The organism is Pseudomonas oryzae, assembly GCF_900104805.1.
Lineage (GTDB): Bacteria > Pseudomonadota > Gammaproteobacteria > Pseudomonadales > Pseudomonadaceae > Geopseudomonas > Geopseudomonas oryzae.
Window position 1 is genome coordinate 2632629 of the sequence record NZ_LT629751.1, and the last position, 11834, is coordinate 2644462.

The 11834-nt window shown below is 69.4% G+C and carries 13 protein-coding genes; 9 read left to right on the forward strand and 4 right to left on the reverse strand.

All coding sequences use genetic code 11. The features are described from left to right. The first annotated feature begins 53 nt into the window (after positions 1-53). From BLT78_RS11790 to BLT78_RS11810, 6 genes are all read left to right on the forward strand, one after another. The gene (locus BLT78_RS11790) at positions 54-1373 is read left to right on the forward strand and encodes an ammonium transporter (RefSeq protein WP_090349159.1); all 1320 of its coding nucleotides are present in this window, start codon (positions 54-56) and stop codon (positions 1371-1373) included. Between the two features lie 379 nt (positions 1374-1752). Further along, positions 1753-3075, forward strand: coding sequence for an ammonium transporter (locus tag BLT78_RS11795; protein WP_231975620.1), 1323 nt, complete (start codon positions 1753-1755; stop codon positions 3073-3075). A 56-nt stretch (positions 3076-3131) separates the two neighbouring features. Then, the gene (locus BLT78_RS21545; protein WP_172830787.1) at positions 3132-3305 is read left to right on the forward strand and encodes a hypothetical protein; all 174 of its coding nucleotides are present in this window, start codon (positions 3132-3134) and stop codon (positions 3303-3305) included. A 452-nt stretch (positions 3306-3757) separates the two neighbouring features. After that, the gene (locus BLT78_RS11800; RefSeq protein WP_090349161.1) at positions 3758-5137 is read left to right on the forward strand and encodes an alanine/glycine:cation symporter family protein; all 1380 of its coding nucleotides are present in this window, start codon (positions 3758-3760) and stop codon (positions 5135-5137) included. Positions 5138-5508: 371 nt separating this feature from the next. Continuing rightward, on the forward strand, positions 5509-6171 hold the full coding sequence (locus BLT78_RS11805; protein WP_090349162.1) for a phenylalanine--tRNA ligase beta subunit-related protein: 663 nt from the start codon (positions 5509-5511) through the stop codon (positions 6169-6171). Between the two features lie 214 nt (positions 6172-6385). Continuing rightward, positions 6386-6853: a hypothetical protein gene (locus BLT78_RS11810; protein WP_090349163.1), complete on the forward strand. Its 468-nt coding sequence runs from the start codon at positions 6386-6388 to the stop codon at positions 6851-6853. A gap of 90 nt (positions 6854-6943) precedes the next feature. Here the strand turns inward: BLT78_RS11810 and BLT78_RS11815 are convergent, their stop codons facing one another. From BLT78_RS11815 to BLT78_RS11825, 3 genes are all read right to left on the reverse strand, one after another. Then, positions 6944-7942 (reverse strand): MBL fold metallo-hydrolase, encoded by a 999-nt coding sequence (locus tag BLT78_RS11815; protein ID WP_090349164.1) that lies wholly within the window; start codon positions 7940-7942, stop codon positions 6944-6946. Positions 7943-8073: 131 nt separating this feature from the next. After that, positions 8074-8589 (reverse strand): glycine cleavage system protein R, encoded by a 516-nt coding sequence (locus BLT78_RS11820; protein ID WP_090349165.1) that lies wholly within the window; start codon positions 8587-8589, stop codon positions 8074-8076. A gap of 29 nt (positions 8590-8618) precedes the next feature. Continuing rightward, on the reverse strand, positions 8619-9080 hold the full coding sequence (locus BLT78_RS11825) for a GNAT family N-acetyltransferase (protein WP_090349166.1): 462 nt from the start codon (positions 9078-9080) through the stop codon (positions 8619-8621). A 119-nt stretch (positions 9081-9199) separates the two neighbouring features. On the opposite strand from BLT78_RS11825, the gene BLT78_RS11830 reads away from it, so the two are divergent. Genes BLT78_RS11830 through BLT78_RS11840 form a run of 3 tightly spaced genes read left to right on the forward strand, consistent with a single transcriptional unit; the run spans position 9200 to position 11212 of the window. Then, positions 9200-9655, forward strand: coding sequence for a nucleoside deaminase (locus BLT78_RS11830; RefSeq protein ID WP_090349167.1), 456 nt, complete (start codon positions 9200-9202; stop codon positions 9653-9655). Then, positions 9655-10791: a cell division protein ZapE gene (zapE, locus tag BLT78_RS11835; RefSeq protein ID WP_090349168.1), complete on the forward strand. Its 1137-nt coding sequence runs from the start codon at positions 9655-9657 to the stop codon at positions 10789-10791. The genes BLT78_RS11830 and zapE overlap by 1 nt, the downstream gene beginning before the upstream one ends. Before the next feature lie 16 nt (positions 10792-10807). Continuing rightward, on the forward strand, positions 10808-11212 hold the full coding sequence (locus BLT78_RS11840) for a VOC family protein (RefSeq protein ID WP_090349169.1): 405 nt from the start codon (positions 10808-10810) through the stop codon (positions 11210-11212). 12 nt (positions 11213-11224) lie between these two features. Here the strand turns inward: BLT78_RS11840 and BLT78_RS11845 are convergent, their stop codons facing one another. After that, on the reverse strand, positions 11225-11725 hold the full coding sequence (locus tag BLT78_RS11845; protein ID WP_157719538.1) for a hypothetical protein: 501 nt from the start codon (positions 11723-11725) through the stop codon (positions 11225-11227). Between the last annotated feature and the right edge of the window lie 109 nt (positions 11726-11834).

Here is an 11834-nt window from a genome sequence, read left to right on the forward strand (position 1 = left end):
CCCGCGGCCCGGTCCCTGGACCTTCTACTGACCCCTGACGAGAGAAACAGACCATGAAGCGATTCGGCCTTCTGCGCCGCAGCCTGATCGGCACACTTCTACTATCGGGCTCCCTCTGTGCCTGGGCGGACGATGCCGCCCCGGCCTTGAACAGCGGCGACACGGCCTTCCTGGTGGTGTGCTCGCTGGTCGTGCTGCTGATGACCCTGCCCGGCCTCGGCCTGTTCTACGGCGGCATGGCGCGCAGCAAGAACGTGCTCTCGGTGCTGATGCAGGTATTTTCCGGCGCCGCGCTGATGGCGCTGCTGTTCGCCATCTACGGCTACAGCCTGACCTTCACCGACGGCGGCAGCCTGCAGGCGCTGATCGGCGGCACCGACAAGCTGTTCCTCCAGGGGGTCGGCCCGGACGCCCTGGTGGGCACGATTCCCGAGCTGCTGTACTTCCTGTTCATGCTGCTGTTCGCCGCGATCACCCCGCCGATCATCGTCGGCGGCTTCGCCGAGCGCATGAAGTTCTCCGCAGTGATGGTGTTCATGGCGGTCTGGATGACCATCAACTACATCCCCATGGCGCACATGGCCTGGGGCGGCGGCTGGGTATTCGAACTCGGCGTGCAGGACTTCGCCGGCGGCAACGTGGTGCACCTCAACGTCGGCATCGCCGCGCTGGTCGGCGCCTGGCTGGTCGGCCGCCGCCGCGGCTTCGGCAGCGCGACCCTGTCGCCGCACAACATGACCATGACCGTCACCGGCGGCTGCCTGCTGTGGGTCGGCTGGCTGGGCTTCTGCGGCGGCTGCGTGCTGGCGGCCAACGGCTTCGCCATGCTGGTGATGGTCAACACCATGCTCGCCAGCTGCGCCGGCGCCCTGGCCTGGCTGCTGGTCGAGTGGGCGTACCGCGGCAAACCCAGCATGTTCGGCGCCGTTTCCGGGGCCATCGCCGGCCTGGTGGCCGTGACGCCGGCCTGCGGCTTCGTCGGCCCGATGGGCGCGATCGCCCTGGGCCTGATCGCCGCACCGATCTGCGTCTGGGCGGTCGACAAGCTCAAGCCGATGATCGGCCTCGACGACGCCTTCGACGTGTTCGGCGTGCATGGCGTCGCCGGCATCGTCGGCGGCCTGCTGACCCCGGTGTTCGCCATGAGCGTGCTCGGCGGCCAGGGCTTCGCCGAAGGGCGCGACCTGTTCGATCAGCTGGTCGTCAACGGCGGCGCCATGCTGTTCAGCATCCTCTACTCGGCGCTCAGCAGCTGGGCGGCGTTCAAGCTCGCCGCCGTGCTGTGCGGCGGCCTGCGCGTGGACGAGGAACACGAGGTGGACGGCCTGGACCTCTCCTCCCACGGCGAAGCCGGCTACAAGTACGCCAACTGACGTGCGCGCCAGCCTGGCTGGCGCATGAGCCCGAGCCCCGGACCGCGCCAGCGACCGGGGCTCGCGCCTTTCCGGTACACGCCCGGCAGGCCCGGCGCCACGACCCATTTGCAGGCACGCCCGTGCCGGCTTGGGCACCAGCGGGGCATCGGCACCGCTCCTGCCGCTGCCGCCGGCGAATAACTCTTTGAAATTCCGACCATTCCACTCGGTGGCACAACGATTGCACTTGCAATCTGCGAATTATTTATAACTCAAGATAATACCCAAAGCCCTGACTCTCGATCTGCCCAACAAGGTTCGCCACTCAAAATCGCATCGAGGTTTCACTATGGAACAGGCAACGCCCACACTCGAAGAGCTGCACCAGCTCATCCGCATGTCCGACACCATCAACATGGAGATCTTCTACTGGTGGTGCATCGCCTTCATGATCGTGATCCACGCCGGCTTCCTCTCCTACGAGATCGGCGCCTCGCGGCTGAAGAACGCGCTTACCGCCGGGGTGAAGAACATCCTCGCCTTCGCCTTCATCGTGCCGACCTTCTTCTTCTTCGGCTGGTGGATCTACAACGGCTTCGCCGGCGGCATCGTCCCCGACCTGGCCGGCGCCGCGGCCAGCCTGCCGTGGAGCGCCAGCATGGGGCCCAACGTGCAGGACAACGCCACCGGCATCTTCTGGGCCGCCTTCGTGCTGTTCGCCGCCACCACCGCCTCGATCATGTCCGGGGCGATCATCGAGCGCACGCGGATGAGCGCCTTCATCGTCCTGGCGATCCTGCTCGGCTCGGTGGTGTGGATCCTCGGTGCGGCCTGGAGCTGGCACCCGAAGGGCTGGATGACCAGCGAGTGGGGCTTCCATGACGTCGGCTGCGCCGGCGCGGTGCACCTGATCGCCGGCTTCTTCACCCTCGGCGTGGTGATGAACGTCGGTGCGCGCCTCGGCCGCTTCAACGCCGACGGCAGCGCCAACCCGATCGTCGGCCACAGCATGCCGATGAGCGTGATCGGCCTGATGCTGGTGATCGTCGGCTTCTTCGGCTTCCTCGGCGGCTGCATCATCTACAACGTCGGCGGCCAGTGGACCAACATCTACGGCCAGCCGGCCACCCTGTCCGCCTTCGCCTTCAACGCCCTGATGGGCTTCGCCGGCGGCCTGATCGGCGCCTACCTGACCACCCGCGAGCCGTTCTGGATGATGTCCGGCGGCCTGGTCGGCATCGTCTCGGTGGCGCCGGGGCTGGATGTCTACTACCCGCCGCTGGCCTACGTGATCGGCATGGGCGTGGCCGCCGCCGCGCCGCTGGTGCAGAACCAGCTGGTTCGCCGCGGCCTCGACGACGCGGTCGGTGCCTTCGCCGTGCACGGCTTCGGCGGCTTCGCCGGGCTGGCGATCAGCGGCCTGTTCCTCGCCGGCTACCCGAACGTCGCCGAAGGCGCCCCGGCGGTGAACTTCCTCGGCCAGCTCGGCGGCGCCGTGGTGCTCGCCGCGCTGGGCTTCCTCCCCGGCTACCTGGTGTCCCTGGCGATGAAGAAGGCCGGCTGGCTGCGCGTGCCGGCGCACGCCGAGGAGCGCGGTCTGGATCTGGTCGAGGTGCCGGCGCAGGCCTATCCGGAATGGGCGATCACCGGCGCCAGCACCACAGTGGCGGCCAGTGCACCGGCAGTCCAGCCCTCGATGATCCAGGCCAAGACCGCCTGAGCCAATCCCCTGTATGCGCGGCGCTCAGCCGCCGCGCCCGATGAAGGAGCAACGCCATGAGCAGTCCGATCAGCAGCTGGGAAGGCGCCAGCACCGTGTACACCTTCGCCGACAAACCGGCGGTGATGAGCGTGATCCTGATCCTCGCGGTCGCCCTGACCCTGTTCAGCATCTGGGCCACGGTGCGCCACGAGAAACACAGCTACAGCAGCCCGATGACCAAGAAATGACCCCGCCGGGGCCGGCTGCGGCCGGCCCCGCATCTTCCCCTAAGGCTACCGTGCGCCCCCCGAACTCCCCCTGCACCGGACCGGCCGGAGACAACCTGCCGTCAAGTAATCGTGACAGTTTTCGGTGATTTCTCGCGCAATCGATCTTGCAAACAGCCAAAACCCCCGAAGCATCGCCCCTATACTCGCCTCGCCACAAGCGCTGCCGAACCTCTCCAGCGGAATGCCCTGCACGGCGTCGCTCACGCCAGGTTCGACCTTGTGGCACATGGATAGTCAGGATGCAGTCCGCTGCCAGCACCCCGGCAGCCTCCGGATCGTGACCGGTTTCCCCCGAGGAGCAGCGCCCCGACCGGGCGCGCCCCTCCCCGGCCACCGACCTTCGGAAAGGCATTTCCGAGCCCGCAGGAACTACCCCTACCGCGGTACACAACAACAAGAGGAACCCCTCGATGGAATCCCTGAACAATCTGGTCAACGCTCTCAACGGTCTGGTCTGGGGTCCGCCCATGCTGGTCCTCATCCTCGGCACCGGCCTGTTCCTGATGCTGAGCCTCAAGTTCATGCCGCTGGCCAGGATCGTCACCGCCTTCGGCCTGCTCTGGCAGGGGCGCAAGAAGGACGACGACGGCTCCGGCGAGATCAGCCCGTTCCAGGCGCTGATGACCTGCCTGGCCGCCACCGTCGGCACCGGCAACATCGCCGGCGTCGCCACCGCGATCTTCCTCGGCGGCCCCGGCGCGATCTTCTGGATGTGGTGCACCGCGCTGGTCGGCATGGCCACCAAGTACTGCGAAGTGGTGCTCGCCGTGCACTACCGCGAGAAGGACGAGCGCGGCGAGCACGTCGGCGGGCCGATGTACGCGATCAAGAACGGCCTGGGCAAGAAGTGGGCGTGGATGGGCGGCGCCTTCGCCCTGTTCGGCGGCCTGGCCGGCTTCGGCATCGGCAACATGGTCCAGGTCAACAGCATGGCCGACGCCCTCGGCGGCTCCTTCGGCGTGCCGGACTGGGTCACCGGCGTGGTCACCATGCTGATCACCGGGGTGGTGATCCTCGGCGGCATCAAGCGCATCGGCAAGGTCGCCGAGGCCCTGGTGCCGGCCATGTGCGTGGGCTACATCATCGCCGCGCTGACCGTGCTGGTGCTCAACGCCGAGGCCATCCCCGGCGCCTTCGCGCTGATCTTCGAGCACGCCTTCAACCCGGCGGCGGCCACCGGTGGCTTCGCCGGCGCCGCGGTGATGGCGGCGATCCGCTTCGGCGTGGCCCGCGGCATCTTCTCCAACGAGGCGGGCCTGGGTACCGCCGGCATCGCCCAGGCCGCCGGCACCACCCACAGCTCGGTGCGTTCGGGCCTGATCGGCATGCTCGGCACCTTCATCGACACCATCCTGGTGTGCAGCATGACCGCCCTGGTGATCCTCACCACCGGCGCGTGGACCAGCGGCGCCAGCGGCGCGGCGCTGTCCAGCGCGGCCTTCGAGACCGCCCTGCCCGGCGTCGGCCAGTACCTGCTGGCCCTGGCCCTGATGGTGTTCAGCTACACCACCATCCTCGGCTGGAGCTACTACGGCGAGCGCTGCTGGGAGTACCTGGTCGGCACCCGGGCGATCCTGCCGTTCCGCATCCTCTGGGTGCTGGCGATCCCCTTCGGCGCCGTCGCCCAGCTGGACTTCGCCTGGCTGGTCGCCGACACCCTCAACGGCCTGATGGCGATCCCCAACCTGATCGCCCTGGTGCTGCTCAGCCCGGTGGTGGTCAAGCTGACCCGCGAGTACTTCGCCAAAGCGGCGAGCACCCGCGCCGCCAGTCTGCCGCAGAACAACTGAGCCCTCGGGCGGCCGCCGGCCGCCCGTCCCCCGCGCATGCCCCTGCCCCGTGTCAGGGGCATGCGCGTTTGTGGGGCAGCCCCGTTCCGCCACGGCGCAGCCCGCGGCGCCGTGGCGACGGCCGTGCGCCGCAGCTGCGGTGCAGGGCGCGGCACAGGGCCTGCAGCCCCGGCCCCAAAGCTGGCATGGAAGATGCTTTCAAACTCTCGACTGAATGATGCGGAGCCACCTTGCCGTGTACGACCCGGGTGGCGGCGCCGGTCTGGCGACCGGCGACCCTTCTGGCAGTACCGCACAACAACAATCGTGATGAAACAGGCAGCGCGACCTGGCCGGTGCTTCACCCCACTCCCGCTGCGCCGAGGTGCACCATGCTCAACCCCGTCTTCCGTCTGGAAACCCCCGCCGGCCTGGGCCTCAAGGCCATCGCCTTCACCCTGCACGGGCTCGACAACCACCACTACTCGGAGCGACTGCTGGAGCGCCTGCGCCACCTGCGCGAGAGTTTCGATCCCAGCCACAGCCTCACCTGCCAGCACGGCTTCCAGGCCCTGCGCCAGCAGATCGAGCGCTCGCCCCGGCGCTTTCCGCCCTCGCCGCTGGCGCTGTTCGAGCAGAACCGCCGCCAGGGCGGGCTGCGCCCCATCGCCCCGGTGGTCGACCTGTACAACCAGTGGTCGCTGAACAGCGGGCTGTCGATCGGCGCCCACGACCTGCAGCGCCTGCGCCTGCCGGTGCGCCTGGCGCTCACCCGCGGCAGCGAGCTGTTCCGCCCGCTCGGCCGCGCCGCCAACGAGGAAGCCGAGAGCCTGCCGGCCGGCGAGTACGCCTACTTCGACGCCAACGGCCAGGTCATCTGCCGCATGGAGTACCGCCAGGCCGCGGCCAGCGCCCTGCAGCCGGACTCCAGCGCCGCGCTGTTGATCGTCCAGGGCCATGCGCAGACGCCCGACGACTACCTGAAGAGCATCGCCGCCGCGCTGAAGAGCGACCTGCTCGACCTCTGCACCGGCAGCCTGCGCCGCGCCGGCTGAGGAGACACGCAGGATGGGCGGAAAAACGTGACATAGCTCACGATAAGCCGGCATCTGCGCGCATTTTTCCACTATGCCAGTAAGACCTTGATCGACTTCGACGGAGTGCCCCGCTTGGGCATACTGGGCATGGTATCGGCGAGAGCCTGTCGTTGTCCGGCAGCTCTCGTTCCCTGGCTGCTAATCAACACCCATTAGAAAGAACTAGAAAAACATGGAAATCCGCTGCGCTGCACTCGGCTTTGCACTCCTGGCAACTTCCACCCTCGCACTGGCCGACAACAATCCGGCCAAGATGCCCTACAACCTGATCGACCTTCCGGTCAAGGAAGCCGCCACCCGCGTCGGCGTGCAACCCAACCAGGCCAACAACATCGTCTTCGACACCGACAAGCACCACGTCTTCCTGGAGGCCGACGGCAACACCGTGGGCTATGCCGACGTCGAGTTCCGCGGCAACCCGCCGTGCAGCCAGAAGCAGGCCATCGACTCGGCGGCCGCCCTGCAGAGCCTGGGCATCAACGCCAGCGAACTCGAGCTGGCCATCGACAAGACCGACAACCACACCTACTACGACCACAAGCGCGGTCTGAAGGTGAGCGTCTCCTGCAACTACGAAGGCGCTCCGCTGACCGTCGGCTTCAGCCGCAAGCAGTACAACGTGCTGATGGGCACTCGCTGAGTCGCCAGGGTTCTCTCCGCGCCACGGAAGGCGCACCTCCCCCGTCCGCCCAGACGGATGGGCGGACCGCCAGGCCCGCCCGCTCCCGCCTCAACGCGCGCCGCGCAGCGGCCCGTACTCCACCGGTACCCAGGCGTAGCCCTGCGTCTCGGCCCGCACATGGCCGATGCCGGGGAACGGCAGGTGCGCACCGGCCACCCACAGCCTGTCGCGAGCCGTCTCGGCGAGCAGCTTCTGCCGGCTGGCGATGGCCTGGGCGCCGTCCACGTCGAACTCGATGCTCACTTCCGGCCGGGCGAACTGCACCGCGTGGCTGTGCACGATATCGCCCCACACGAGCAGACGGCTGTCGCCTGCGCTGAACAGGTAGCCGCTGTGCCCCGGCGTGTGGCCGGGGCTGGCCACGCTGCGCACTCCGGCGAGCCCCGGGCCGTCCGCGCCGTAGACCTTCAGGCGACCGGCGGCGCGGTAGGGCGCCACCGCGTCCTGCGCCATCCTGAAGAAGCCGCGCGCCGACTCGGGCGCCTGCGCCGCCACCTCGGCATTCAGCCAGTGATCCGCCTCGCCCTGGGGCACGTACACGGTGGCATTGGCGAAGGCCGCCTGGCCGCCGCCATCGAGCAGGCCGCAGGCGTGGTCGGGGTGCAGGTGGGTGAGCAGCACGCTGTCGATCTGCGCCGGCTGGTAGCCGGCGGCCCGGAGGTTGTCCTGGATCACCCCGAGGGTCGGCCCGAAGCACTGCGCCGCCCCGGTATCCACCAACACCAGCTGGCTGCCGGTGTTGATCAGGTAGGCATTGACCGCGGTCTGCACGCCCTGGCCCGACTCGACGAACATCCGCGCCAGCAGGCTCTGGATGTCCTCGGCACTGGCGCCCTTGAGCAGTTGCGGGGCGAGATCCACGTAGCCGTCGTACAGCGCGGTGACCTCGAAATCGCCCAGCGCCATGCGGTAGAAGCCCGGCACCTGGGCCTGCTGCCGGGCCGCCGGCGCGGCGCCGGCCAGCGGCGGCAGGCTGGCGGCCAGCGTGGTCGCGCCGAGCGCGCCGGCCAGCAGGATCGAACGGACAACAGTGGGGGAAAAGGCCATTCACGAGTCTCCATGCGGTGGGGTATGCACGCCTTCATGGCGTTGCCGGACTGTCGCAAGACACGCCGGCCCTGTCGAGGGGCAACGCCCCCGACCGGCCACGTCCGTCACCCGCAGCGCGGAGTCACGCCCTACTCGCTGCTCAGCACCAGCTCCACCATCAGATCGTCCGCCAGCGCCTCCAGATGCTGGCGCAGCAGGTGCAGGGGCATGCCGCCGGGCACGCCGAGCTCGGCCTCGGCGCGGAACAGCGGCTCGCTGCTCATCGGCGCCGACAACACCTCGGTGGTCAGGCTCTCGACGTTGACGCCGTGCTCGCTGAGCAGGCGGGTGATGTCGCGGACGATGCCGGGGCGGTCGTTGCCCACCAGCTCGAGGTGGATGGCCTGGCGCTCGGCGCCGGGCTCCGGGCCGCTGGGCGCCAGCAGGACGCGTATGCCCTGGCCGGCCAGCGCCTGCAGGGCCTGCTCCAGCGCCGCATGGCGCTCGCCGGGCACCGCGACGCGCAGGATCCCGGCGAACTGCCCGGCCATGCGCGCCATGCGGCTCTCCAGCCAGTTGCCGCCCTGCTCGGCGACACAGTTCGCCAGTTTTTCCACCAGCCCCGGTTGGTCGGGGGCGATTACCGTCAATACCAGATGGTCCATGCCGGGCCTCTCTGCAGTTGCGTGGGAAATCATTCGGACGGCCGCGCGGGCAGCGCCAGCCAGTAGGTATGGAACACCTCGTCGCGCACGTAGCCGAGCTTCTCGTAGAGCGCCTGGGCGGCCCGGTTGCTGCGCGCCGTTTCCAGCTGCAGGCCGCAGGCGCCGGTGGCCTCGGCATGCGCGCGGGCGGCGTTCATCAGCGCCACTGCTACGCCCTGGCGCCGCGCCTCGGGGCTGACGAACAGGTCGTTGAGCAGCCAGGCCGGGCGCAGGCTCAGCGAGGAGAATCGCGGGTAGAGCTGCACGAAGCCCTGGGCCAGTCCCGCCTCGTCACGGGCCAGGAAGATCGCCGAATCGCCGCGCGCCAGGCGCTCGCCGAGGAAGGCGCGCACCGGCGCCGCCGGCTGCGGCACCTCGTAGAAGGTCAGGTAGCCGGCGAACAGCCAGATCAGGTCGTCGAGGTCGGCGGGGGTGGCCAGGGCAACGCGCATGGACGACTCCTGCGAGCGAGGGTGGAGCCAGTATAGGCAGCGTCGGGCGCCTCGCTAAACCCCGCCCAGCGGTTATCATGCGAGCCGGGAACATCACACCGTCGTCGCGAGGAGCCGCCATGGATCCCTTCATGCAAGCCGCCATCGAAGAAGCTCGCCTGGGTCTCGCCGAGGGCGGCATCCCCATCGGCTCGGTGATCGTCCATCGCGGCCGCATCATCGGCCGCGGCCACAACCGTCGGGTGCAGCAGGGCAGCGCCATCCTGCACGGCGAGATGGACGCCTTCGAGAACGCCGGGCGCCAGCCGGCCAGCGTCTACCGCGAGGCGGTGCTCTACACCACCCTGTCGCCCTGCTCGATGTGCAGCGGCGCCATCCTGCTCTACGGCATTCCCAGGGTGATCGTCGGCGAGAACCGCACCTTCCTGGGCGAGGAGGATCTGCTGCGCGCGCGCGGCGTGGCGGTCGAGGTGCTGCAGGACGCAACCTGCATCCAGCTGATGCGCGAGTTCATCGCCGCCCGTCCCGAGCTGTGGAACGAGGACATCGGCGTCGCGCCGGAGGACCACGCCTGATGCCGCATCGCGCCGCCGACGCCTCGGCCCTGGCGCCGCTGGCCGCCTGGCACGCCGCCGTCGCCGCGGGCTTCGCGGCGGACGAGGCCCAGCGCCAGGCCGCCCGGCACCTGGACGACTGCCATGCCGCCCTGCACCGGGGCGATCCGGCGCCGCGCGGGGTGTACCTGTGGGGTCCGGTCGGCCGCGGCAAGACCTGGCTGATGGACCAGTTCCACGCCAGCCTGCAGGTGCCGGCGCGCCGCCAGCACTTCCACCACTTCATGCGCTGGGTGCACCGCCGCCTGTTCCAGCTCACCGGCACCGTCGATCCGCTGCCGGCGCTGGCCCGCGAGCTGGCCGGCGAGGTGCGCGTGCTGTGCTTCGACGAGCTGTTCGTCAGCGACATCGGCGACGCCATGCTGCTCGGCCCGCTGCTGACCGCGCTGTTCGCCGAACGGGTGACGGTGGTCGCCACCTCCAACCAGCCGCCGGCCCAGCTGTACGCCGACGGATTCAACCGCCAGCGCCTGCTGCCGGCGATCGCCGCCATCGAGCGGCACATGCAGGTGGTCGGCGTGGATGGCGGCGCCGATCACCGCCTGCATCCCGGCGCGCAGTGCCAGCGCTACTGGCTCGCCCGCCCGGGGCAGCCGAGCGCGCTGGCGGCGGTGTTCGACCGGCTGAGTGGCGGCCAGGCGGTCTCCACCGCGCCGGTCGCGCTCGGCCAGCGCAGCGTCGGCGCGCTGCGCCACAGCCCGGCGGCGCTCTGGTGCCGCTACGCCGACCTGTGCCAGCAGCCGCTGTCGGCCTTCGACTTCATCGCCCTGTGCGACCGCTTCCCGGCCATCCTGCTCGGCGAGGTACCCTGCCTCAGCGCCCGCCAGCGCGCGGCGCGCATCGCCCGCGGCACCGAGGACGGCGCCCGCCTGGTGGTCGCCGGCGACCGCCAGCTGCCCGAGCTGTCGGTGCACGACGACAGCGTGCGGCGCTTCATCGCCCTGGTCGACGAATGCTACGACCGCCGCGTGCCGCTGTATCTGGAAGCGCAGGTGGCGCTGGAGGCGCTGTACACCGAGGGCGGCCTGACCTTTCCGTTCCGCCGCACGCTGAGCCGCCTGCGCGAGATGCAGCTGGAACGCTTTGCCCAGACCTGAACAGGGAGCCACCCGCATGATCGACCACCTCGACCACCTGGTGCTGACCACCACCGACGTGGACGCCTGCACGCGCTTCTACACGGAGGTGCTCGGCATGCGTCTGGAAACCTTCGGCAACGGCCGCCTGGCGTTGTGCTTCGGCAAGCAGAAGATCAACCTGCATGTGCGCGGGCACGAGTTCGAGCCCAAGGCGCACCTGCCGGTGCCGGGGGCGCTGGACCTGTGCTTCATCGCCAGCCAACCGCTGGAGGCGGTGATCGCCCATCTGCAGCGCCATGGCTGGCCGATCGTCGAGGGGCCGGTCATGCGTACCGGCGCGACCGGGCCGATCCGCTCGGTGTACGTGCGCGATCCGGATCTCAACCTGATCGAGATCGCCGAGCCGGCGGCCTGGAGCCGCCCGCGGCGCGAGGAATGAGGGACGCGCGCCTCAGTTGGCGCGCCGACGCCCGTGCGGGCTGCGCGCGGTGCCGCGCGGCAGGTCGCCGTCGTTGATGGCGGCGGCCAGCTGCTCGACGTCGTCCGGGCGGAAGCCCAGCGGGCGGATCGAGGCGCCGAGGTCCAGACACCAGATGCCGTCTTCGCGGTTCGGCCGACCATCCTCGCTGGAATAGACCCAGGCGGTGCCGCGCACGATGATGCGGTCGCTGGCGCACAGCAGCGGCTCGGCGCTGCCTTCGGGAATGGCCACGATCACCCCGTCCGCCTCGAGCAGCTCGCAATGCCCGGCGCCCTTGACCTTGCGCACGAACAGCTGATCGGCCGGAGCCGGGCCGGCGGCGAAGGCGCAGTCGACATGGGCGACGCAGCGTTCGGCGGCGCACAGTTCGAGCAGCTCGTGGTTGGTGAGAAAGATACCGGTCAGCTCGTGAACCCGCAGCACCGCAGCGCTCGAGTCCAGCCAGCCCTGTCGGGCTTGATCCCTGGTCATGCCTTGCATAATCCCTCGACTCCCTGGAGTTGTAATTATGTCAGGAAAGACCTGCGACCAGCCGGGCCGACATCGTGCCTTTCTTTCCCCCTCTTTGAAGCATAGCCGG

What these genes read in the sequence shown, in the direction of transcription:
- BLT78_RS11790 (WP_090349159.1), top strand. Translation starts at nt 54, where the DNA reads ATGAAGCGATTCGGCCTTCTGCGCCGCAGCCTGATCGGCACACTTCTA.
- BLT78_RS11795 (WP_231975620.1), top strand. Translation starts at nt 1,753, where the DNA reads ATGTCCGACACCATCAACATGGAGATCTTCTACTGGTGGTGCATCGCC.
- BLT78_RS21545 (WP_172830787.1), top strand. Translation starts at nt 3,132, where the DNA reads ATGAGCAGTCCGATCAGCAGCTGGGAAGGCGCCAGCACCGTGTACACC.
- BLT78_RS11800 (WP_090349161.1), top strand. Translation starts at nt 3,758, where the DNA reads ATGGAATCCCTGAACAATCTGGTCAACGCTCTCAACGGTCTGGTCTGG.
- BLT78_RS11805 (WP_090349162.1), top strand. Translation starts at nt 5,509, where the DNA reads ATGCTCAACCCCGTCTTCCGTCTGGAAACCCCCGCCGGCCTGGGCCTC.
- BLT78_RS11810 (WP_090349163.1), top strand. Translation starts at nt 6,386, where the DNA reads ATGGAAATCCGCTGCGCTGCACTCGGCTTTGCACTCCTGGCAACTTCC.
- BLT78_RS11815 (WP_090349164.1), bottom strand. Translation starts at nt 7,942, where the DNA reads ATGGCCTTTTCCCCCACTGTTGTCCGTTCGATCCTGCTGGCCGGCGCG.
- BLT78_RS11820 (WP_090349165.1), bottom strand. Translation starts at nt 8,589, where the DNA reads ATGGACCATCTGGTATTGACGGTAATCGCCCCCGACCAACCGGGGCTG.
- BLT78_RS11825 (WP_090349166.1), bottom strand. Translation starts at nt 9,080, where the DNA reads ATGCGCGTTGCCCTGGCCACCCCCGCCGACCTCGACGACCTGATCTGG.
- BLT78_RS11830 (WP_090349167.1), top strand. Translation starts at nt 9,200, where the DNA reads ATGGATCCCTTCATGCAAGCCGCCATCGAAGAAGCTCGCCTGGGTCTC.
- zapE (WP_090349168.1), top strand. Translation starts at nt 9,655, where the DNA reads ATGCCGCATCGCGCCGCCGACGCCTCGGCCCTGGCGCCGCTGGCCGCC.
- BLT78_RS11840 (WP_090349169.1), top strand. Translation starts at nt 10,808, where the DNA reads ATGATCGACCACCTCGACCACCTGGTGCTGACCACCACCGACGTGGAC.
- BLT78_RS11845 (WP_157719538.1), bottom strand. Translation starts at nt 11,725, where the DNA reads ATGACCAGGGATCAAGCCCGACAGGGCTGGCTGGACTCGAGCGCTGCG.